Source organism: Collimonas sp. GW821-FHT07E08 (assembly GCF_059418905.1).
In genome coordinates, this window is the sequence record NZ_JBWKQR010000019.1 from 71,668 (window position 1) to 85,511 (window position 13,844).

The 13,844-nt window shown below is 61.1% G+C and carries 15 protein-coding genes and 3 tRNA genes; 8 read left to right on the forward strand and 10 right to left on the reverse strand.

Features of this window, described 5'->3' with window-relative positions:
* Nucleotides 1–8: 8 nt before the first annotated feature.
* Nucleotides 9–1,826 carry a glutamine--fructose-6-phosphate transaminase (isomerizing) gene (gene glmS / locus AC07RZ_RS21230; protein ID WP_494669480.1) on the reverse strand — a complete coding sequence of 606 codons (1,818 nt, stop codon included), beginning with the start codon at nucleotides 1,824–1,826 and terminating at the stop codon, nucleotides 9–11.
* Nucleotides 1,827–1,986: 160 nt separating this feature from the next.
* Here glmS and AC07RZ_RS21235 point away from each other — a divergent pair, with 160 nt between their 5' ends.
* A complete protein-coding gene (locus AC07RZ_RS21235; RefSeq protein ID WP_494669481.1) occupies nucleotides 1,987–2,451 on the forward strand; it encodes an Lrp/AsnC family transcriptional regulator in 465 nt (154 codons plus the stop codon).
* Between the two features lie 37 nt (nucleotides 2,452–2,488).
* Here the strand turns inward: AC07RZ_RS21235 and glmU are convergent, their stop codons facing one another.
* From glmU to AC07RZ_RS21265, 6 genes are all read right to left on the reverse strand, one after another.
* Nucleotides 2,489–3,847, reverse strand: a complete 1,359-nt coding sequence (gene glmU / locus AC07RZ_RS21240) for a bifunctional UDP-N-acetylglucosamine diphosphorylase/glucosamine-1-phosphate N-acetyltransferase GlmU (protein ID WP_494669482.1) — start codon at nucleotides 3,845–3,847, stop codon at nucleotides 2,489–2,491.
* Nucleotides 3,848–4,035: 188 nt separating this feature from the next.
* Nucleotides 4,036–4,626 carry a YXWGXW repeat-containing protein gene (locus tag AC07RZ_RS21245; RefSeq protein WP_494669483.1) on the reverse strand — a complete coding sequence of 197 codons (591 nt, stop codon included), beginning with the start codon at nucleotides 4,624–4,626 and terminating at the stop codon, nucleotides 4,036–4,038.
* 104 nt (nucleotides 4,627–4,730) lie between these two features.
* The gene (locus AC07RZ_RS21250; protein ID WP_092394382.1) at nucleotides 4,731–5,063 is read right to left on the reverse strand and encodes a YegP family protein; all 333 of its coding nucleotides are present in this window, start codon (nucleotides 5,061–5,063) and stop codon (nucleotides 4,731–4,733) included.
* Between the two features lie 118 nt (nucleotides 5,064–5,181).
* Entirely contained in the window at nucleotides 5,182–6,159 is a 978-nt protein-coding gene (ttcA, locus tag AC07RZ_RS21255) for a tRNA 2-thiocytidine(32) synthetase TtcA (protein WP_494669484.1), read from the reverse strand.
* 13 nt (nucleotides 6,160–6,172) lie between these two features.
* Nucleotides 6,173–6,571 carry a dihydroneopterin aldolase gene (locus AC07RZ_RS21260; protein WP_144737926.1) on the reverse strand — a complete coding sequence of 133 codons (399 nt, stop codon included), beginning with the start codon at nucleotides 6,569–6,571 and terminating at the stop codon, nucleotides 6,173–6,175.
* Nucleotides 6,572–6,578: 7 nt separating this feature from the next.
* Entirely contained in the window at nucleotides 6,579–7,337 is a 759-nt protein-coding gene (locus AC07RZ_RS21265; protein WP_494669485.1) for an SDR family oxidoreductase, read from the reverse strand.
* A 128-nt stretch (nucleotides 7,338–7,465) separates the two neighbouring features.
* Here AC07RZ_RS21265 and AC07RZ_RS21270 point away from each other — a divergent pair, with 128 nt between their 5' ends.
* Both AC07RZ_RS21270 and AC07RZ_RS21275 read left to right on the forward strand, forming a co-directional pair.
* Nucleotides 7,466–8,650 carry a class I SAM-dependent methyltransferase gene (locus AC07RZ_RS21270; protein WP_494669486.1) on the forward strand — a complete coding sequence of 395 codons (1,185 nt, stop codon included), beginning with the start codon at nucleotides 7,466–7,468 and terminating at the stop codon, nucleotides 8,648–8,650.
* 22 nt (nucleotides 8,651–8,672) lie between these two features.
* The gene (locus AC07RZ_RS21275) at nucleotides 8,673–8,867 is read left to right on the forward strand and encodes a DUF2905 domain-containing protein (RefSeq protein WP_144737923.1); all 195 of its coding nucleotides are present in this window, start codon (nucleotides 8,673–8,675) and stop codon (nucleotides 8,865–8,867) included.
* A gap of 4 nt (nucleotides 8,868–8,871) precedes the next feature.
* Here AC07RZ_RS21275 and arsC read toward each other — a convergent pair whose 3' ends face one another.
* From arsC to kefF, 3 genes are read right to left on the reverse strand one after another with little or no spacing between them, the layout of a single operon-like run.
* Complete coding sequence (gene arsC / locus AC07RZ_RS21280; RefSeq protein ID WP_144737922.1) at nucleotides 8,872–9,228, reverse strand: arsenate reductase (glutaredoxin); 357 nt, start codon at nucleotides 9,226–9,228, stop codon at nucleotides 8,872–8,874.
* The gene (gene kefC, locus AC07RZ_RS21285) at nucleotides 9,225–11,069 is read right to left on the reverse strand and encodes a glutathione-regulated potassium-efflux system protein KefC (RefSeq protein WP_494669487.1); all 1,845 of its coding nucleotides are present in this window, start codon (nucleotides 11,067–11,069) and stop codon (nucleotides 9,225–9,227) included. The genes arsC and kefC overlap by 4 nt, the downstream gene beginning before the upstream one ends.
* 5 nt (nucleotides 11,070–11,074) lie before the next feature.
* Nucleotides 11,075–11,662 (reverse strand): glutathione-regulated potassium-efflux system oxidoreductase KefF, encoded by a 588-nt coding sequence (kefF, locus tag AC07RZ_RS21290; RefSeq protein ID WP_494669488.1) that lies wholly within the window; start codon nucleotides 11,660–11,662, stop codon nucleotides 11,075–11,077.
* A 211-nt stretch (nucleotides 11,663–11,873) separates the two neighbouring features.
* Here kefF and AC07RZ_RS21295 point away from each other — a divergent pair, with 211 nt between their 5' ends.
* The 5 genes from AC07RZ_RS21295 to AC07RZ_RS21315 all read left to right on the forward strand — a co-directional run.
* Nucleotides 11,874–12,959, forward strand: coding sequence for a gamma-glutamyl-gamma-aminobutyrate hydrolase family protein (locus tag AC07RZ_RS21295; protein ID WP_494669489.1), 1,086 nt, complete (start codon nucleotides 11,874–11,876; stop codon nucleotides 12,957–12,959).
* Between the two features lie 169 nt (nucleotides 12,960–13,128).
* Nucleotides 13,129–13,214, forward strand: a tRNA-Tyr gene (locus tag AC07RZ_RS21300).
* A 58-nt stretch (nucleotides 13,215–13,272) separates the two neighbouring features.
* A tRNA-Gly gene (locus AC07RZ_RS21305) sits at nucleotides 13,273–13,346 on the forward strand.
* Nucleotides 13,347–13,408: 62 nt separating this feature from the next.
* Nucleotides 13,409–13,483, forward strand: a tRNA-Thr gene (locus AC07RZ_RS21310).
* A 149-nt stretch (nucleotides 13,484–13,632) separates the two neighbouring features.
* A partial coding sequence (locus AC07RZ_RS21315) for a GTP-binding protein (RefSeq protein ID WP_230518179.1) occupies nucleotides 13,633–13,844 on the forward strand: 212 nt, incomplete at its 3' end.

Below are 13,844 nucleotides of genomic sequence, written 5' to 3' on the forward strand. Positions count from 1 at the left end.
GCTATTCGCTATTCGACAGTAACCGACTTGGCCAAATTACGCGGCTTATCCACATCCGTCCCCCGCGCCAGCGCCGTGTGATACGCCAGCAGCTGCAGCGGCACCACATGCAGGATAGGCGACAGCAGGCCATAGTTTTCCGGCAGCCGGATCACGTGCACGCCATCGCTCGACCTGATATGCGAATCGGCATCGGCAAAAACGTAGAGCTGGCCGCCGCGGGCGCGCACTTCCTGCATGTTCGATTTGAGTTTCTCGATCAGCGTATCGTTCGGCGCCACAGTCACCACCGGCATTTCCTCTGTCACCAGCGCCAGCGGGCCGTGCTTGAGTTCGCCGGCGGCGTAGGCTTCGGCGTGGATGTAGGTGATTTCCTTGAGCTTCAGCGCGCCTTCCAGTGCGATCGGGTAGTGGATGCCGCGGCCCAGGAACAGGGCGTTTTCCTTGCGGGCGAAGGCTTCGGCCCAGGCCACGATGTGCGGCTCTAGCGCCAGCACGCTTTGCAGCGCCGCAGGCAGGTGGCGTACCGCTTTCAGGTGGGCGGCTTCTTCTTCGTCGCTGAGCCGGCCTTTGCTCTGCGCCAGCGCCAGGGTCAGCAGGAATAGTGCGACCAGCTGGGTGGTGAAGGCCTTGGTCGAGGCGACGCCGACTTCGACGCCGGCGCGGGTGATGTAAGCCAGCGCGCATTCGCGCACCATGGCGCTGGTGGCGACGTTGCAGATGGTCAGCGTATGTTGCATGCCCAGGGCGCGGGCGTGCTTGAGCGCGGCCAGGGTGTCGGCGGTTTCGCCGCTTTGGGTGATGGTGACCACCAGCGAATTTGGGTTCGGCACGCTGTCTCGGTAGCGGTATTCGCTGGCGATTTCGACGTTGACCGGGATCTTGGCGATCGATTCGATCCAGTATTTTGCAGTCAGGCCGGCGTAATAGCTGGTGCCGCAGGCCAGGATCAAGACCGAATCGATCTGCTTGAACACGTTGAATGCACCGTCGCCGAACAGTTCCGGCATGATGGCGGTGACGCCTTCGAGGGTGCTGGCGATCGCTCGCGGCTGTTCGAAAATTTCCTTTTGCATGTAGTGCTGGTACGGGCCCAATTCAACCGCGCTGCTGTAGGCATGCACGGTCTTGACTTCGCGTTCCACCGCTTTGCCGGCGGCGTCGACGATCCAGACGCGCTGCAGCTGCAGGTCGACCACGTCGCCTTCTTCCAGGTAAATGATCTGGTCGGTGGTGCCGGCCAGCGCCATGGCGTCGGAGGCGACGAAGTTCTGGCCTTTGCCGATGCCGACGATCAATGGCGAACCCTGGCGGGCGGCGACTACGCGATGCGGTTCGTCGACGCAGAACACGGCGATCGCATAGGCGCCGGCCAGGCGTTTCACGGCCTGCTGCACGGTGGCGAACAGGTCGCCGTTATACATGTGCTCGACCAGGTGGGCGATGACCTCGGTGTCGGTCTGGCTTTCGAAGTGATAACCGGCGGCCTGCAGTTCGGCGCGCAGTTCGTCGTGGTTTTCGATGATGCCGTTGTGGACCAGGGCGATGCGGTCGCGCGAGAAATGCGGATGGGCATTGTGGGTGGCCGGCGCGCCGTGGGTGGCCCAGCGCGTGTGCGCAATGCCGGTGAAACCCGACAGGCTGGCTTTCTCGACCTGGAATTCCAGGTCGGCCACGCGTGATGTGCTGCGCGAACGCTGCAATTTTCCATCCATGTGCAAGGCGACGCCGCAAGAATCGTAACCGCGGTATTCGAGCCGCTTCAATCCTTCCAGCAGGATGGGCGTGACATTAATCTGGGCAACTGCTGCGACGATACCGCACATGGCTTTCCTCGGTGATTGGGTGAATGAATGAATCTTAAGCTAACATTTATGAAATTAGATTCCAAAGTTTTGTTATATATGGATAAATATTTCATCATGTAAACGATGTGAAATATTATTTCATTTATACTTAGATTTATTTAATAAACTGCATATAGTTATGGATATCGTTCTGGACGAACTGGACAAGCGGATTTTGAATGCCTTGCAGGCCGACGCCGCCCAAACCAACCATCAGCTGGCGCAGCTGGTGCACGCCTCGCCGCCGACCTGCCTGCGGCGGGTCAAGCGGCTGACCGATGCCGGCATCATCCTGCGCCAGGTGGCGATCGTGGCGCCGGACAAGGTCGGCGCCGGCCTGACCGCGATTGTCGAAGTCACGCTGGATAACCAGGCTGCTGAACGCTTGCAGGAATTTGAAGCGCTGGCGGCCAGCGAACCGGCGCTGCTGCAATGCTACCGGGTGTCGCCGGGGCCGGATTTTGTGCTGGTGATGCAGGTGGCTGACATGGCTGCCTACCATGCGCTGGCGCACCAGCTGTTTGCCGCGCAAAAGAATGTGCGCAACGTGCGTACGTATTTCTCGGTCCACCGCAGCAAGTTCGATACCCGGCTCGCGGTATAAAAAAACGCCGGTCGAAACCGGCGTTTACCCATCTCGTTTATTTCTTCAGCTTGACCGGCCGTTGCCAGCCGTCGATGGTGACCTGGCGCGCGCGCGAGATGGTCAGCTTGCCTTCCGGCGCGTCCTTGGTCAGCGTGGTGCCGGCGCCCAGGGTGGCGCCTTTGCCGACGCGCACCGGCGCCACCAGCTGGGTGTCGCTGCCGATGAAAGCGTCGTCTTCGATGATGGTGCGCGATTTGTTGGCGCCGTCGTAGTTGCAGGTGATGGTGCCGGCGCCGATATTGACGCGCGAACCCACCGTGGCGTCGCCGATGTAGGCCAGGTGGTTGGCTTTGCTGTGGGCGGCGACCTGGCTGTTTTTCACTTCGACGAAATTGCCGATATGGACGTCTTCGCCTAGCTCGGTGCCAGGACGCAGGCGCGCATAGGGGCCGATCTGGGAAGCTGCGCCGATCACCGCATCTTCGATGTGGCTGAAGGGTTTGATGCTGGCGCCGCGGCCGATGCGGGCATTCTTGACGATGCAATAGGCGCCGACGGTTGCGCCGTCTTCTATGCTGACTTCACCTTCGAAGACGCAGCCGACATCGATGCTGACGTCGCGGCCGCAATCCAGCGTGCCGCGCACGTCCAGCCGGGCCGGATCGAGCAGGGTGACGCCCTGTTCCAGCAAGCGCTCGGCGATGGCGCGCTGGTGGATGCGCTCCAGTTCGGCCAGCTGCAGCTTGCTGTTGACGCCCAGCGTTTCGGCTACGGCCGCCGGCTGGGCCGATACCACCGGCGTGCCGTCGGCGACGGCGCTGGCGACGATATCGGTCAGGTAGTATTCGCCTTGCGCATTATTGTTGGACAGGCCGGCCAGCCATTTCTTGAGCTGCACGGTGGGCGCGACCATGATACCGGTATTGCATTCGCGGATTGCCTGCTGTTCCGGTGTCGCGTCTTTTTGCTCGACGATGCTGACGATCTTGCCGTGCTCGCGGACGATGCGGCCGTAGCCGGTCGGATCCGGCAGGTCTACCGTCAGGACCGCCAGCTTGTCGTTGCCGGCGCTGTCGACCAGCCGTTGCAGCGTGCTGCTGGCGATCAGCGGCACGTCGCCGTACAGCACCAGCGTAGGCACGGCGTCATCCAGGTGCGCGGCGGCTTGCGCCACCGCATGGCCGGTGCCCAGCTGCGGCTCCTGCCTGGCGAACACCAGGTCGGCGGCTGCCAGCGAACTTGGCACGGCGTCGCCGCCATGGCCGTAGATGATGCACAAGGTGGTGGGCGACAGGGTGCGCGCCGCCTCGATCACGTGCGACAGCAGCGGTTTGCCCGCCAGCGGGTGCAATACTTTCGGTAGTGCGGACCGCATGCGCTTGCCCATGCCGGCAGCGAGAATGACAACGTTCATAGTGGACAGAGAAAGAATAGGTGGCAAATTTTATCACGCGCGGCAACCGGAAATTCAGCGCCGGCGCTGCCTGCATGACAATGTGGTGAAGGTGGGCAGGTTGTTGCGGCGACAAGAAAAATCGCCTCAACGCCGCGTCTGCAGCGTTGAGGCGATGTCCTGTCGACAGTATCGGTCAAAGGCCGGGATTAATAGCGTTGCCAGAATCCGCCCGAGAAAGCCCAGCTGTTGCCGTTGCGGACCCAATGTCCCGGCGCCCAGAAATAACCGTCGCGGCGCGCTTCCCAATGGCCGTTGACCCAGTCGTGGCGGCCGTTGTTCCAGCGCCAGTAGCCGCCGATCCAGACATGGCTGGGGCTAGGCGCCGGTGTCATGACTTCAATCCGAGGCGGCGGCGGGGCGACGTTGATCACCACCGGCGGCGCGCTATAGGTATTGTTGAGCGCTACCCAGCGGCCGCCATGGAATACCCACTGGCCGCCTTCGTTGGCCCAATAGGCGTGCTGGTAAACCATGTTCTGGCGCGCCTGTTCCCAGTGGCCGTTATTCCAGGCGTAACGGTTGTTTTCCCACTTCCAGTGGCCAGGGATCCAGTAGGAATCCGGGTAGGGTGCTGGCGGCGCCACTTCCTCCAGCGGCGCCGGCGGCGCTTGCACTACTTTGACTTCGCGGTATTCGACGCGGGTGCGCGGCGGTTCGACCACGCAGCCTGCCAGGGACAGGGTGGCGGCTGCCACGGCTGACAATACAAGATAACGTTGAAAACGACGACGGTTCATTTATATCTCCCAGAAAAAGATCCTGGGTATTAAACGGTTTGCCGTACGGAATGAATACAGGGATTACAAATACTTGCAATTCGCCGGCTATCCGCGCCGCCCGCTCAGGCTTCGTCCTTGACGTCGGTGCTAGGACCGTTTTTCTTGACCGCGTCGATGCCGGCGTCGCGGGCGCTGGTGGTGCTGTACATCTGGCTGCTGCCGATGACCTGGTGATTGGCGGCTTTCAGGTTGAAATAGAACTTGCCGTTGGAAGCCTGGTTGCGGCTGTAGCGGTCGTCCTGGGTGCTGTTGCTCTGGACCGAGGCGATGCCGTTCTCGGCGGATGCCTTGGCGACGTACATTTCACTGTTCAGCACGACTTCGCCGTTGCTGGAGTAGAGCAGGAAATAGAACTGTCCATCCACCGACTTCTTGAGTACATAGGACCCTGCCATTGCGCGTCTCCTGATAAGTTGCCGGCCAGGCGGCGCAGTTCGCTGAATCTGCTCAGCTGGTTGTACTGGTCGCCGCTGGTCCGCTTTGATTATATAGCCGGGCGGGGAAATCGATGGATTAGTCTGCCGGCCGCAACGGGATGATGCTGGCAACGGTTGCCGGCGTCGAGCAAGGATCGTCGTCAAACGCGATATCGCCGTTGGGATCGGCGATGCCGTCGGCTTTCAGGTCGGCAAAGCCGAACAGGTTGCGGTCCATCAGGTGCGACGGCGCTACCGTCGACAGCGAAGAGAAGATGTTTTCCACCCGGCCCGGGAATTTCTTTTCCCATTCGCGCAGCATGCCCTTGATCTGCTTGCGCTGCAGGTTTTCCTGGCTGCCGCACAGGTCGCAAGGGATGATGGGGAACTGCTTGACCTCGGCATAGCGGCTGAGGTCGGCTTCCTTGACGTAGGCCAGCGGCCGGATCACGATCTGCTTGCCGTCGTCCGATTGCAGCTTGGCCGGCATGCTCTTCAGCTTGCCGCCGAAGAACATGTTCAGGAAGAAGGTTTCCATGATGTCGTCGCGATGGTGGCCGAGGGCGACCTTGGTCGCGCCCAGTTCGGTGGCGACCCGGTACAGGATGCCGCGCCGCAGGCGCGAGCACAGCGAGCAGGTGGTCTTGCCTTCCGGGATCAGGCGCTTGACGATGCTGTAGGTATCCTGGTTTTCGATATGGTAGGCGACTCCCAGCTTGTCCAGGTAGGCCGGCAGGATGTGGTCCGGGAAATTCGGCTGCTTCTGGTCCAGGTTCACCGCGACGATCTCGAAATTGATCGGCGCCCGTTCGCGCAAGGTCATCAGGATATCCAGCAGGGCGTAGCTGTCCTTGCCGCCGGACAGGCAGACCATTACCTTGTCGCCGTCTTCGATCATGTTGAAATCGCCGATCGCCTGGCCGACCTGGCGGCACAGGCGCTTGTGCAGCTTGTTGTTTTCGTGCGCGATTTTCTCCACGCTGCGGCTGCCGGGAACGTTGGCTGCGGCGTCGGCCGGCGCCACGGCTGTGATGGGGTCTTGCATAAGGACTTCCTGCTTCAATAGGTCATTCATGATGATTGCGCGCTCAGGCTTTCGGTTTGATCCGGAATACCTCGACGCCCACCGAGTGGCAGTCGGAATAGGCATCGGGTTTTTCCGAGGAGACCCGCACTGCGCGCACTTTCGGATGCTGCAGCAAGGCGTTGGCGAGGTCGTCGCACAAGGTTTCCTGCAAATGGATATGGCCTTGCGCCATGCGCTTGGCCACGGTGTTGCGCATGAAATTGTAATCCAGCACCTCATCCATATGGTCTTTGCTGGGCGTCGACAGGGCCAGCGGTACAAACAGGTCGACATTGATCAGCGCGCGCTGCTCGCCTTTTTTTTCAAATTCGTAGACGCCGATATTGATCTGCACTTCGTAGTCGCGCAGGAACAGGCGGCGGCAATCGCTAAGGTCGGGATGGATGAGTGCGGAGGGCATGGTGTTTTCAGTGAGGGTGGGACTGCTGGCTGTGAGCCGCAGCGTGGTCCCGTGGGTGAGGATACAAATGTTGGCCGCCATCGACCAGCAGCGTGCTGCCGGTAATGGCGGAGGAGGCGGCGACGAAACAGACGGTCGCCGCAATGTCTTCTAAAGTCGCGGGTGGCTTCGACGAGCCTCCGGTCGCGGCCAGCGAAGGCGCTATCGCGACCACCCGCAGCTGCGGCGCAAAAGCCTGCGCCAGCAAGGCAGTGGCGCTATGCAGCGCCGCCTTGGACAGCGTATACGACAGGAAATCGGGCTGCGGGTTGAACAGCTTCTGGTCCAGCAGGTTGATGACCACCGCCTGCGCGCCGCCGCTCTTGAGCGTCGCCGCATGCAGCGCTTGCGCCAGCAGCAGCGGCGCGGCCAGGTTGCTTTGCATGTGGCGTTCCAGGACCGCCGCGGAAAAACCGGCGGGGCTGTCCTGTTCCACGTGGCTGGCGTTGTTGACGATGCAGCGGACGTTGCCGAGTTCTGCCGCCACGCTTGGCAGCAGCGCATGGATCTCGGTTTCCTTGCTCAACGTGCACCGGATCGTCATCGCCTGCGCTCCCAGCGCCTGGCAATCCGGCAGCAGCGCCGACAGCGCCGCCGGCACGGCGTCATCCTGGTAATGCAGCGCCAGGTCCCAGCCCTGCCGCGCCAGCGCCAGCGCAACGGCGCGGCCGACCGGACTGGCGGCGTCGGTGACAAGGGCTACGGATCGGATCGGCGTGGTAAGCATGGTTAACTAGTCATTATTGCTGGGCAGGGTTCCTTGGGGCGGCATGGCCGGGCCTTATTTCCCCTGTTTTGCACGGTTTCATCGGCGTTGCTTGCTTTCGCCTGGACGATATCTTCTACAATAGCGCCATGCAACTGCAATTACCCGAAGCTTCGGTCGAAGCACAGCGCGCATCGCGCCTGTTACACAATCTGATCGCCACTGATATCCGCCGGCAGCATGGCTGGATTTCATTCGCGCGTTATATGGAACTGCTGCTGTACGCGCCCGACCTCGGTTATTACAGCGGCGGCGCGGCAAAATTGGGCAAAGACGGTGATTTTACAACCGCGCCCGAGATTACGCCGCTTTTTGGCGCGACTTTGGCCCATTTGACAACAGAATTGCTGCGTTCTTCGCCAGCGCTGCAGCCCCGGATCCTGGAATTCGGCGCCGGCAGCGGCCAGCTGGCCCACGACATCCTGACCGAGCTGGCAGCCAGCGCCGATGGCGCCGGCTTGCTGCAAGCGTATTACATCGTCGAATTATCGGCTGAACTGCGGGCCCGCCAGCAGCTGAAACTGCAGGCGTTTCCGCAGGTGCAATGGCTGGATCGTTTGCCCGAAGCGTTTTCCGGGGTCGTGATCGGCAACGAAGTGCTGGATGCGATGCCGGTAGAACTGGTGTTGCGCGGCGAGCAAGGCTGGCTGCAGCGCGGGGTTGGCCTGGCTGAAACCGGCGTCGACGGCGAGGATGGCCAATTTGTCTACATTGACCGCCCGGCTGAACCGGCCCTGGTTGCGCAGATTCCTGATGCCGAGTCGCTGACGGTCGGCCACCTGACCGAAGTGCATCCGGTGGCGGTCGGATTCATGCATTCGCTGGGCAGCATGCTGAAGGCGGGGCAGGGCGGGGTCGCGCTATTTTTCGACTATGGTTTCCCGGCCGCGGAATATTATCTGCAGCAGCGCGACCAGGGCACGTTGATGTGCCATTACCGGCACCACGCCCATCCCGATCCGTTTTACATGCCGGGTTTGCAGGATGTCACCGCCCACGTCGATTTCACGGCGATGGCGCTGGCGGCTCTTGATAGCGGGCTGGATTTGCTGGGCTACAGCAGCCAGGCGGCGTTCCTGCTGGAAGCCGGCATCGGCAAGCTGCTGCTGCGCACGCCGCCGGAGGATGCGATGGCTTACCTGCCGCAAGCCAATGCCTTGCAAAAACTGGTATCGCCGGCCGAGATGGGCGAGTTGTTCAAGGTCCTGGCGGTCGGCATCCACGCCGGGTTGCCGGAACGTTTTTCCACTCACGACCGCAGCCACCGGCTATGACCGTGCAACCTGAAAGCGCCGCATGATCCGCTGGATGCTGGTGATCTTCATCGCCGTCATCGTATTCTCCAGCGCCTTGCCCTGGCTGGAAAAGCTCGGGCTCGGCCGCTTGCCCGGCGACCTGCGGTTTACCCTGTTCGGCAGGAAATTCTCCTTGCCGTTTGCCTCGACCATCCTGCTGTCGACGGTATTGTTCCTGCTGGTACGGCTACTTTAGTCAATCAAGTGTCCATCAATTCGTTGAACACGCCGGGCGGCCGCGCGATCACTGCGCGGTCCTGGTAAGTCACGACCGGCCGCTGCAACAGTTTCGGATGCGCGGCGAGCGCTTGCAGCAGTGTCGCGTCATCGGCCTGGGCCAGGTTAAGCGCCGCATATTCGGCTTCGTTGTCGCGCACCATGGCGCTGACCGGACCGCCCAGCTGCTTGTGCAGGGTTTTCAGCTGCGCCAGGGTCAGCGGCGTTTTCTGGTAATCGACGACTTCCAGCTTGAGCTGGTGTTCATTGCTGTATTGCTCGGCGAGGGCCAGGGCTTCGCGCGATTTCGAGCAGCGCGGGTTGTGATAGATCTTGATCATGTCGGCTCCTGAGTGGGTTCATCCAGCGGCAACACTTCGTCGTCCCAGCCGCTGGCGGGCATGTCTTCGCGCAAGATGCGGTCGTGCGCAAACATTTCTTCCAGTTCCTCGCGCGCTTTTTTGGCGATCGAGACGATTTCCTGCTGGTTTTTCTGGTGCGGGTACATATCGTGCAGGGTTTGCAGGTTGTGGGCGCGGAATTTCATCGCTGCCTGGCGCGCCCGGTAGGCGCCGAAACCCATCGTGCGCAGCGCCTGCCGTCCGAGCTGCAGGGCCGATTCGAAAGTCTCGCGCTCGATCACGGTCACGCCCAGGTCCATCAAGTCGAAATAGTGCGAAACGTTGCGCGCCCGCGCGATGATCGGCAGGTCGGGAAATACGTGGCGTACCGCCGCGACCAGCTTCAGGCTGCCTTCGATGTCGTCCAGCGCCACCACCAGCAGCCGCGCCTTGGCGATGCCGGCGGCGTGCATCAGGTCCATGCGGGTGGCGTCGCCGTAGAATACCTTGAAGCCGAATTTGCGCAGCAGGTCGATCTGGTCGGGATCGTGGTCGAGCACGGTCAGGCCGATCTTGTTGGCATGCAGCAGGCGGCCGATGATCTGGCCGAAGCGGCCGAAGCCGGCGATGATCACCGGGTTTTCATTGTCGTCGATTTCGTCGTCGGGACGCTTCATCGCATTCAGGAAATACGGCGCGATGAGTTTGTCATAGGCCACCAGCAGCAGCGGCGTGGTCACCATCGACAGCGCCACCACCACCACCAGGATCGACGAGGTTTCCTGGGAAAACACGCGGGCGGCGGCGGCGGCGCCGAACACCACGAAAGCGAATTCGCCGCCTTGCGACAGCAGCGCCGCAAACAGGAACTGCTGGGCGCGGGCGATCTGGAACACCTTGCTGAGCAGGTACAGGACCGCCAGCTTGATCGCCAGGAAACCAGCCACCAGGCCCAGGATCAGCCACGGCTGGCTGAGCAGCAGGCCGAAGTCGACCGACATGCCGACGGCGATGAAGAACAGTCCCAGCAGCAGGCCCTTGAACGGCTCCAGGTCGGTTTCCAGCGCATGGCGGTATTCGGAATCGGCCAGCAGCACGCCGGCCAGGAAGCTGCCCAGCGCCATCGACATGCCGACCGATTCCATCAGCAGGCCGATCGCTATCACCAGCAGCAGCGCAAAGGCAGTGAATATTTCACGCAGTCCGGTGCGGGCAATCATGCGCATCAAGGGCCGCACCAGGTAACGGCCGCCGATGATCAGCGTAGCGATCACCGCCACCACCTTGAGGCCGCCGATCCAGCCTTGGCCGCTGCCGTGGGCGGCGGCGACGCCGAGCAGCGGCACGATGGCGATCATGGGAATGGCGGCGATGTCCTGGAACAGCAGGATCGCAAAGCCGGCGCGGCCGGCCGGCGTGCTGTTGATCTTGCGTTCGTTGATGGTTGCCAGGGCGATCGCGGTGGACGACAGCGACATGCCGAGCGCGGCGATCAGCGCGGTTTTCCAGTCGACCCCGGCGGCTACGGCGGCGCCGAACAGCGCCAGCGAAACCGTCACCACCTGGGCCGTGCCCCAGCCGAAAATCGAACGCCGCAGCGACCACAGCCGCTTGGGTTCGAGTTCCAGGCCGATCATGAACAGCAGCAGCACCACGCCGAATTCAGAGAAATGCAGGATGTCTTCGACATTGTCGATCAGGCGCAGGCCCCAGGGACCGATCGCCATGCCGGCCAGCAGGTAGCCCAGCACCGCACCCAGGCCCAGGCGCTTGGCGATCGGCACGGCGGCGACTGCCGCCGCCAGGTAGATCAAGCCGTTGAATAAGAGATTCTGTTCCATGGTGTTTAGCTGCCTGTGAGCGGTATCGATGGATCGGTTGCCAGCAATTCCGGCCAGTTCGGGTAGTTCGCCAGCCGTTTCCGGTAGGTCTCGATGTGCGCGGCCAGGGTTTGCTGGTTGATCTGGTGCGCGCCGAACAGCAGGTGCGGCGGCAGCCAGCGCATGCCGCACAGCTGCGCGGTCTGCTGGTACGGCGGCAGGAATGCCGAGAACGGGAACAGGTTATGGCCTTCCGCCTGGTAAGAGCGCACCGAGCCGCCGGTGGTGGCGACCAGCCAGAAATCCTTGCCGTGCAAGGCGTCGCCGCCCGGGCCATAGGCCCAGCCGGGGGTGAGGACCGAATCGACCCACTGTTTCAGCAGCGCCGGCATGCTATACCACTGGACCGGATGCTGGAACACGATCAGGTCGGCTTGTGCCAGCAGCGCCTGCTCGCGCCGCACCGGGATATGGAAATCGGGATACAGCTCATACAGGTCGTGTACCTGTACGTTGGGCACTTTGGCGGCAACCTGCGCCAGGCGGCGGTTGACGCGCGAGTGGTGCGGCGTCGGGTGCGCATACAGGATCAGGATTTGCGGTGGCTTGGTCATGGGCGGGCAGGGTGCGTTTCGGACGAAATGGTAAAAATGGGTAACTGGGGATGAACTGATATGGAAAACAATGTTCACACAAGATATCAAGTCTATACTTTGGCACTACATAAATGGTCCTCGTCCGCGGTCAGGGCATTCTTTTTGCTTACAGCGGACATGCTAGCAGCACTTCCCCCAATTTTTTTATTTCTGACAATTTCTGACATATATGTCCGACTCTCAATCTAAAGATCCCGTCCCCCCGGCTCCCGATGCGGTTCCAGCAACGGCTCCTGCAACGGCTCCAGCAACGGCCGCTGAGGCCAAGCCTGCCGCAGCGCCAGAACCCGCTGCCGCCGAGCCGGCCAAGGCCCAACCGCAGGCTGAAGCCAAGCCTGCCGCAGCCAGTGCCCCGCCCAAGGCAGCCGATCCGGTCAATGACTACAGCGCGCCATGGCCGCAAACCTGGAAGCTGATCGCCGCGCGCTTCCGCGCGCTGTCCGACAAGGCCGGCCGCCGCATGATGCAGCGGACCCTGAAGATCGGCATTTCAGCGCGGATATTTCATCCGGAAGAAGGCGCCAAAGGCCTGCGCGGACGCACCTTGCAATACCTGGAGGAGTCGATTGCGCAATGGGTCATGTCGCGCAATGTGCTGGTGTTCATGATTCCTACGGTCAACACCAATGGCTTGGTCCATCCTAGTTCAATCCGCCTGCGCGACTATGCCAAGCACCTGGATGGCCTGGTGCTGCAGGGCGGCGCCGACGTCTCGCCGCAGAGTTATGCACAAGCCGCGACCCGGCCGGAATGGGGCGGCGACCGCGTGCGCGACATGTACGAACTGGAACTGCTGCACGAGTTTATCGAAGCCGGCAAACCGGTGCTGGGAATATGCCGCGGCTGCCAGCTGATCAATGTGGCCTTTGGCGGCACCTTGTACCAGGACATCGCTACCGATGTCCCGACCTCGATCAAGCATGTGAACGACGAATACGACCGCCTGCACCATGCGATCCAGTTTCCTCAGGGTTCCTCGTTGGCAACGTTGTTCAACAGCCAAGGCAGCGAGCAGAACGAATGGGTGGTCAACTCCATCCATCACCAGGCGGTACGCGACCTGGGGCGCGACCTGACGGTGGAGGCGATCTCGGGCAGCGACAATATTGTCGAGGCGATACGTTACCGCAAGGCAGCCTTTGTCATGGGTTTGCAATGGCATCCGGAATTCCACCGCGCCGGCGGTCCGCAATTGCTCGATTGCACGCCGATACTCGATGGCTTTCTAAGAGCTGCACGCGAGACGCGTTTCTGATATTATCTCGCCCCTTGGCCGGTGAAGCGTTTTTGCGCTTTTTCCCGATTCCGGCCAGGCCCGGCAGCAGTCCGACGGTGAAACTGAAAAAACTAAGAAATATTTAGAAGAAATCGGTTTCCATGGTTGACACTCTAGGGGTGCTTTACTATAATCTGGGGTTCCCTGCGGAGAGGTGGCCGAGTGGTTAATGGCAGCAGACTGTAAATCTGCCCTCTTACGAGTACGCTGGTTCGAATCCAGCCCTCTCCACCATTTAGGGAAGTAGCAACAGGTACAAAATTGTAGCGGTGAAGTGAAAATTCGGTAATTTGCGGGTGTAGCTCAATGGTAGAGCTGAAGCCTTCCAAGCTTATGACGAGGGTTCGATTCCCTTCACCCGCTCCAGTAGTTTTTTGCAGGAACATTAAGTTGGGCGTGTTGTAGTCAAGAAGCACGCGTACAGCATAGCCCTTGTAGCTCAGTGGTAGAGCACTCCCTTGGTAAGGGAGAGGCCACGTGTTCGATCCACGTCAAGGGCACCAGAATTGGTTTGTTGCTGGTGTCCGCATAGGGCACGGCAAGCGCAGTAAAAGCTGGATATCAAGTTTCTGATTCGATGTCTGTCGAATTCAATCTGTAAGACGGTCGGGCGCGGGCCTGGACATTCTCATCAAATCTTTAGGAGTCTAAGATGGCAAAAGGCAAGTTTGAGCGGACCAAGCCGCACGTCAACGTTGGCACTATCGGCCACGTCGACCACGGCAAGACCACGCTGACAGCAGCGATCGCGACAGTATTGTCGAAGAAATTTGGCGGCGAAGCCAAAGCATACGATCAGATTGACGCAGCGCCAGAAGAAAAAGCGCGCGGCATCACGATCAACACAGCGCACGTTGAATACGA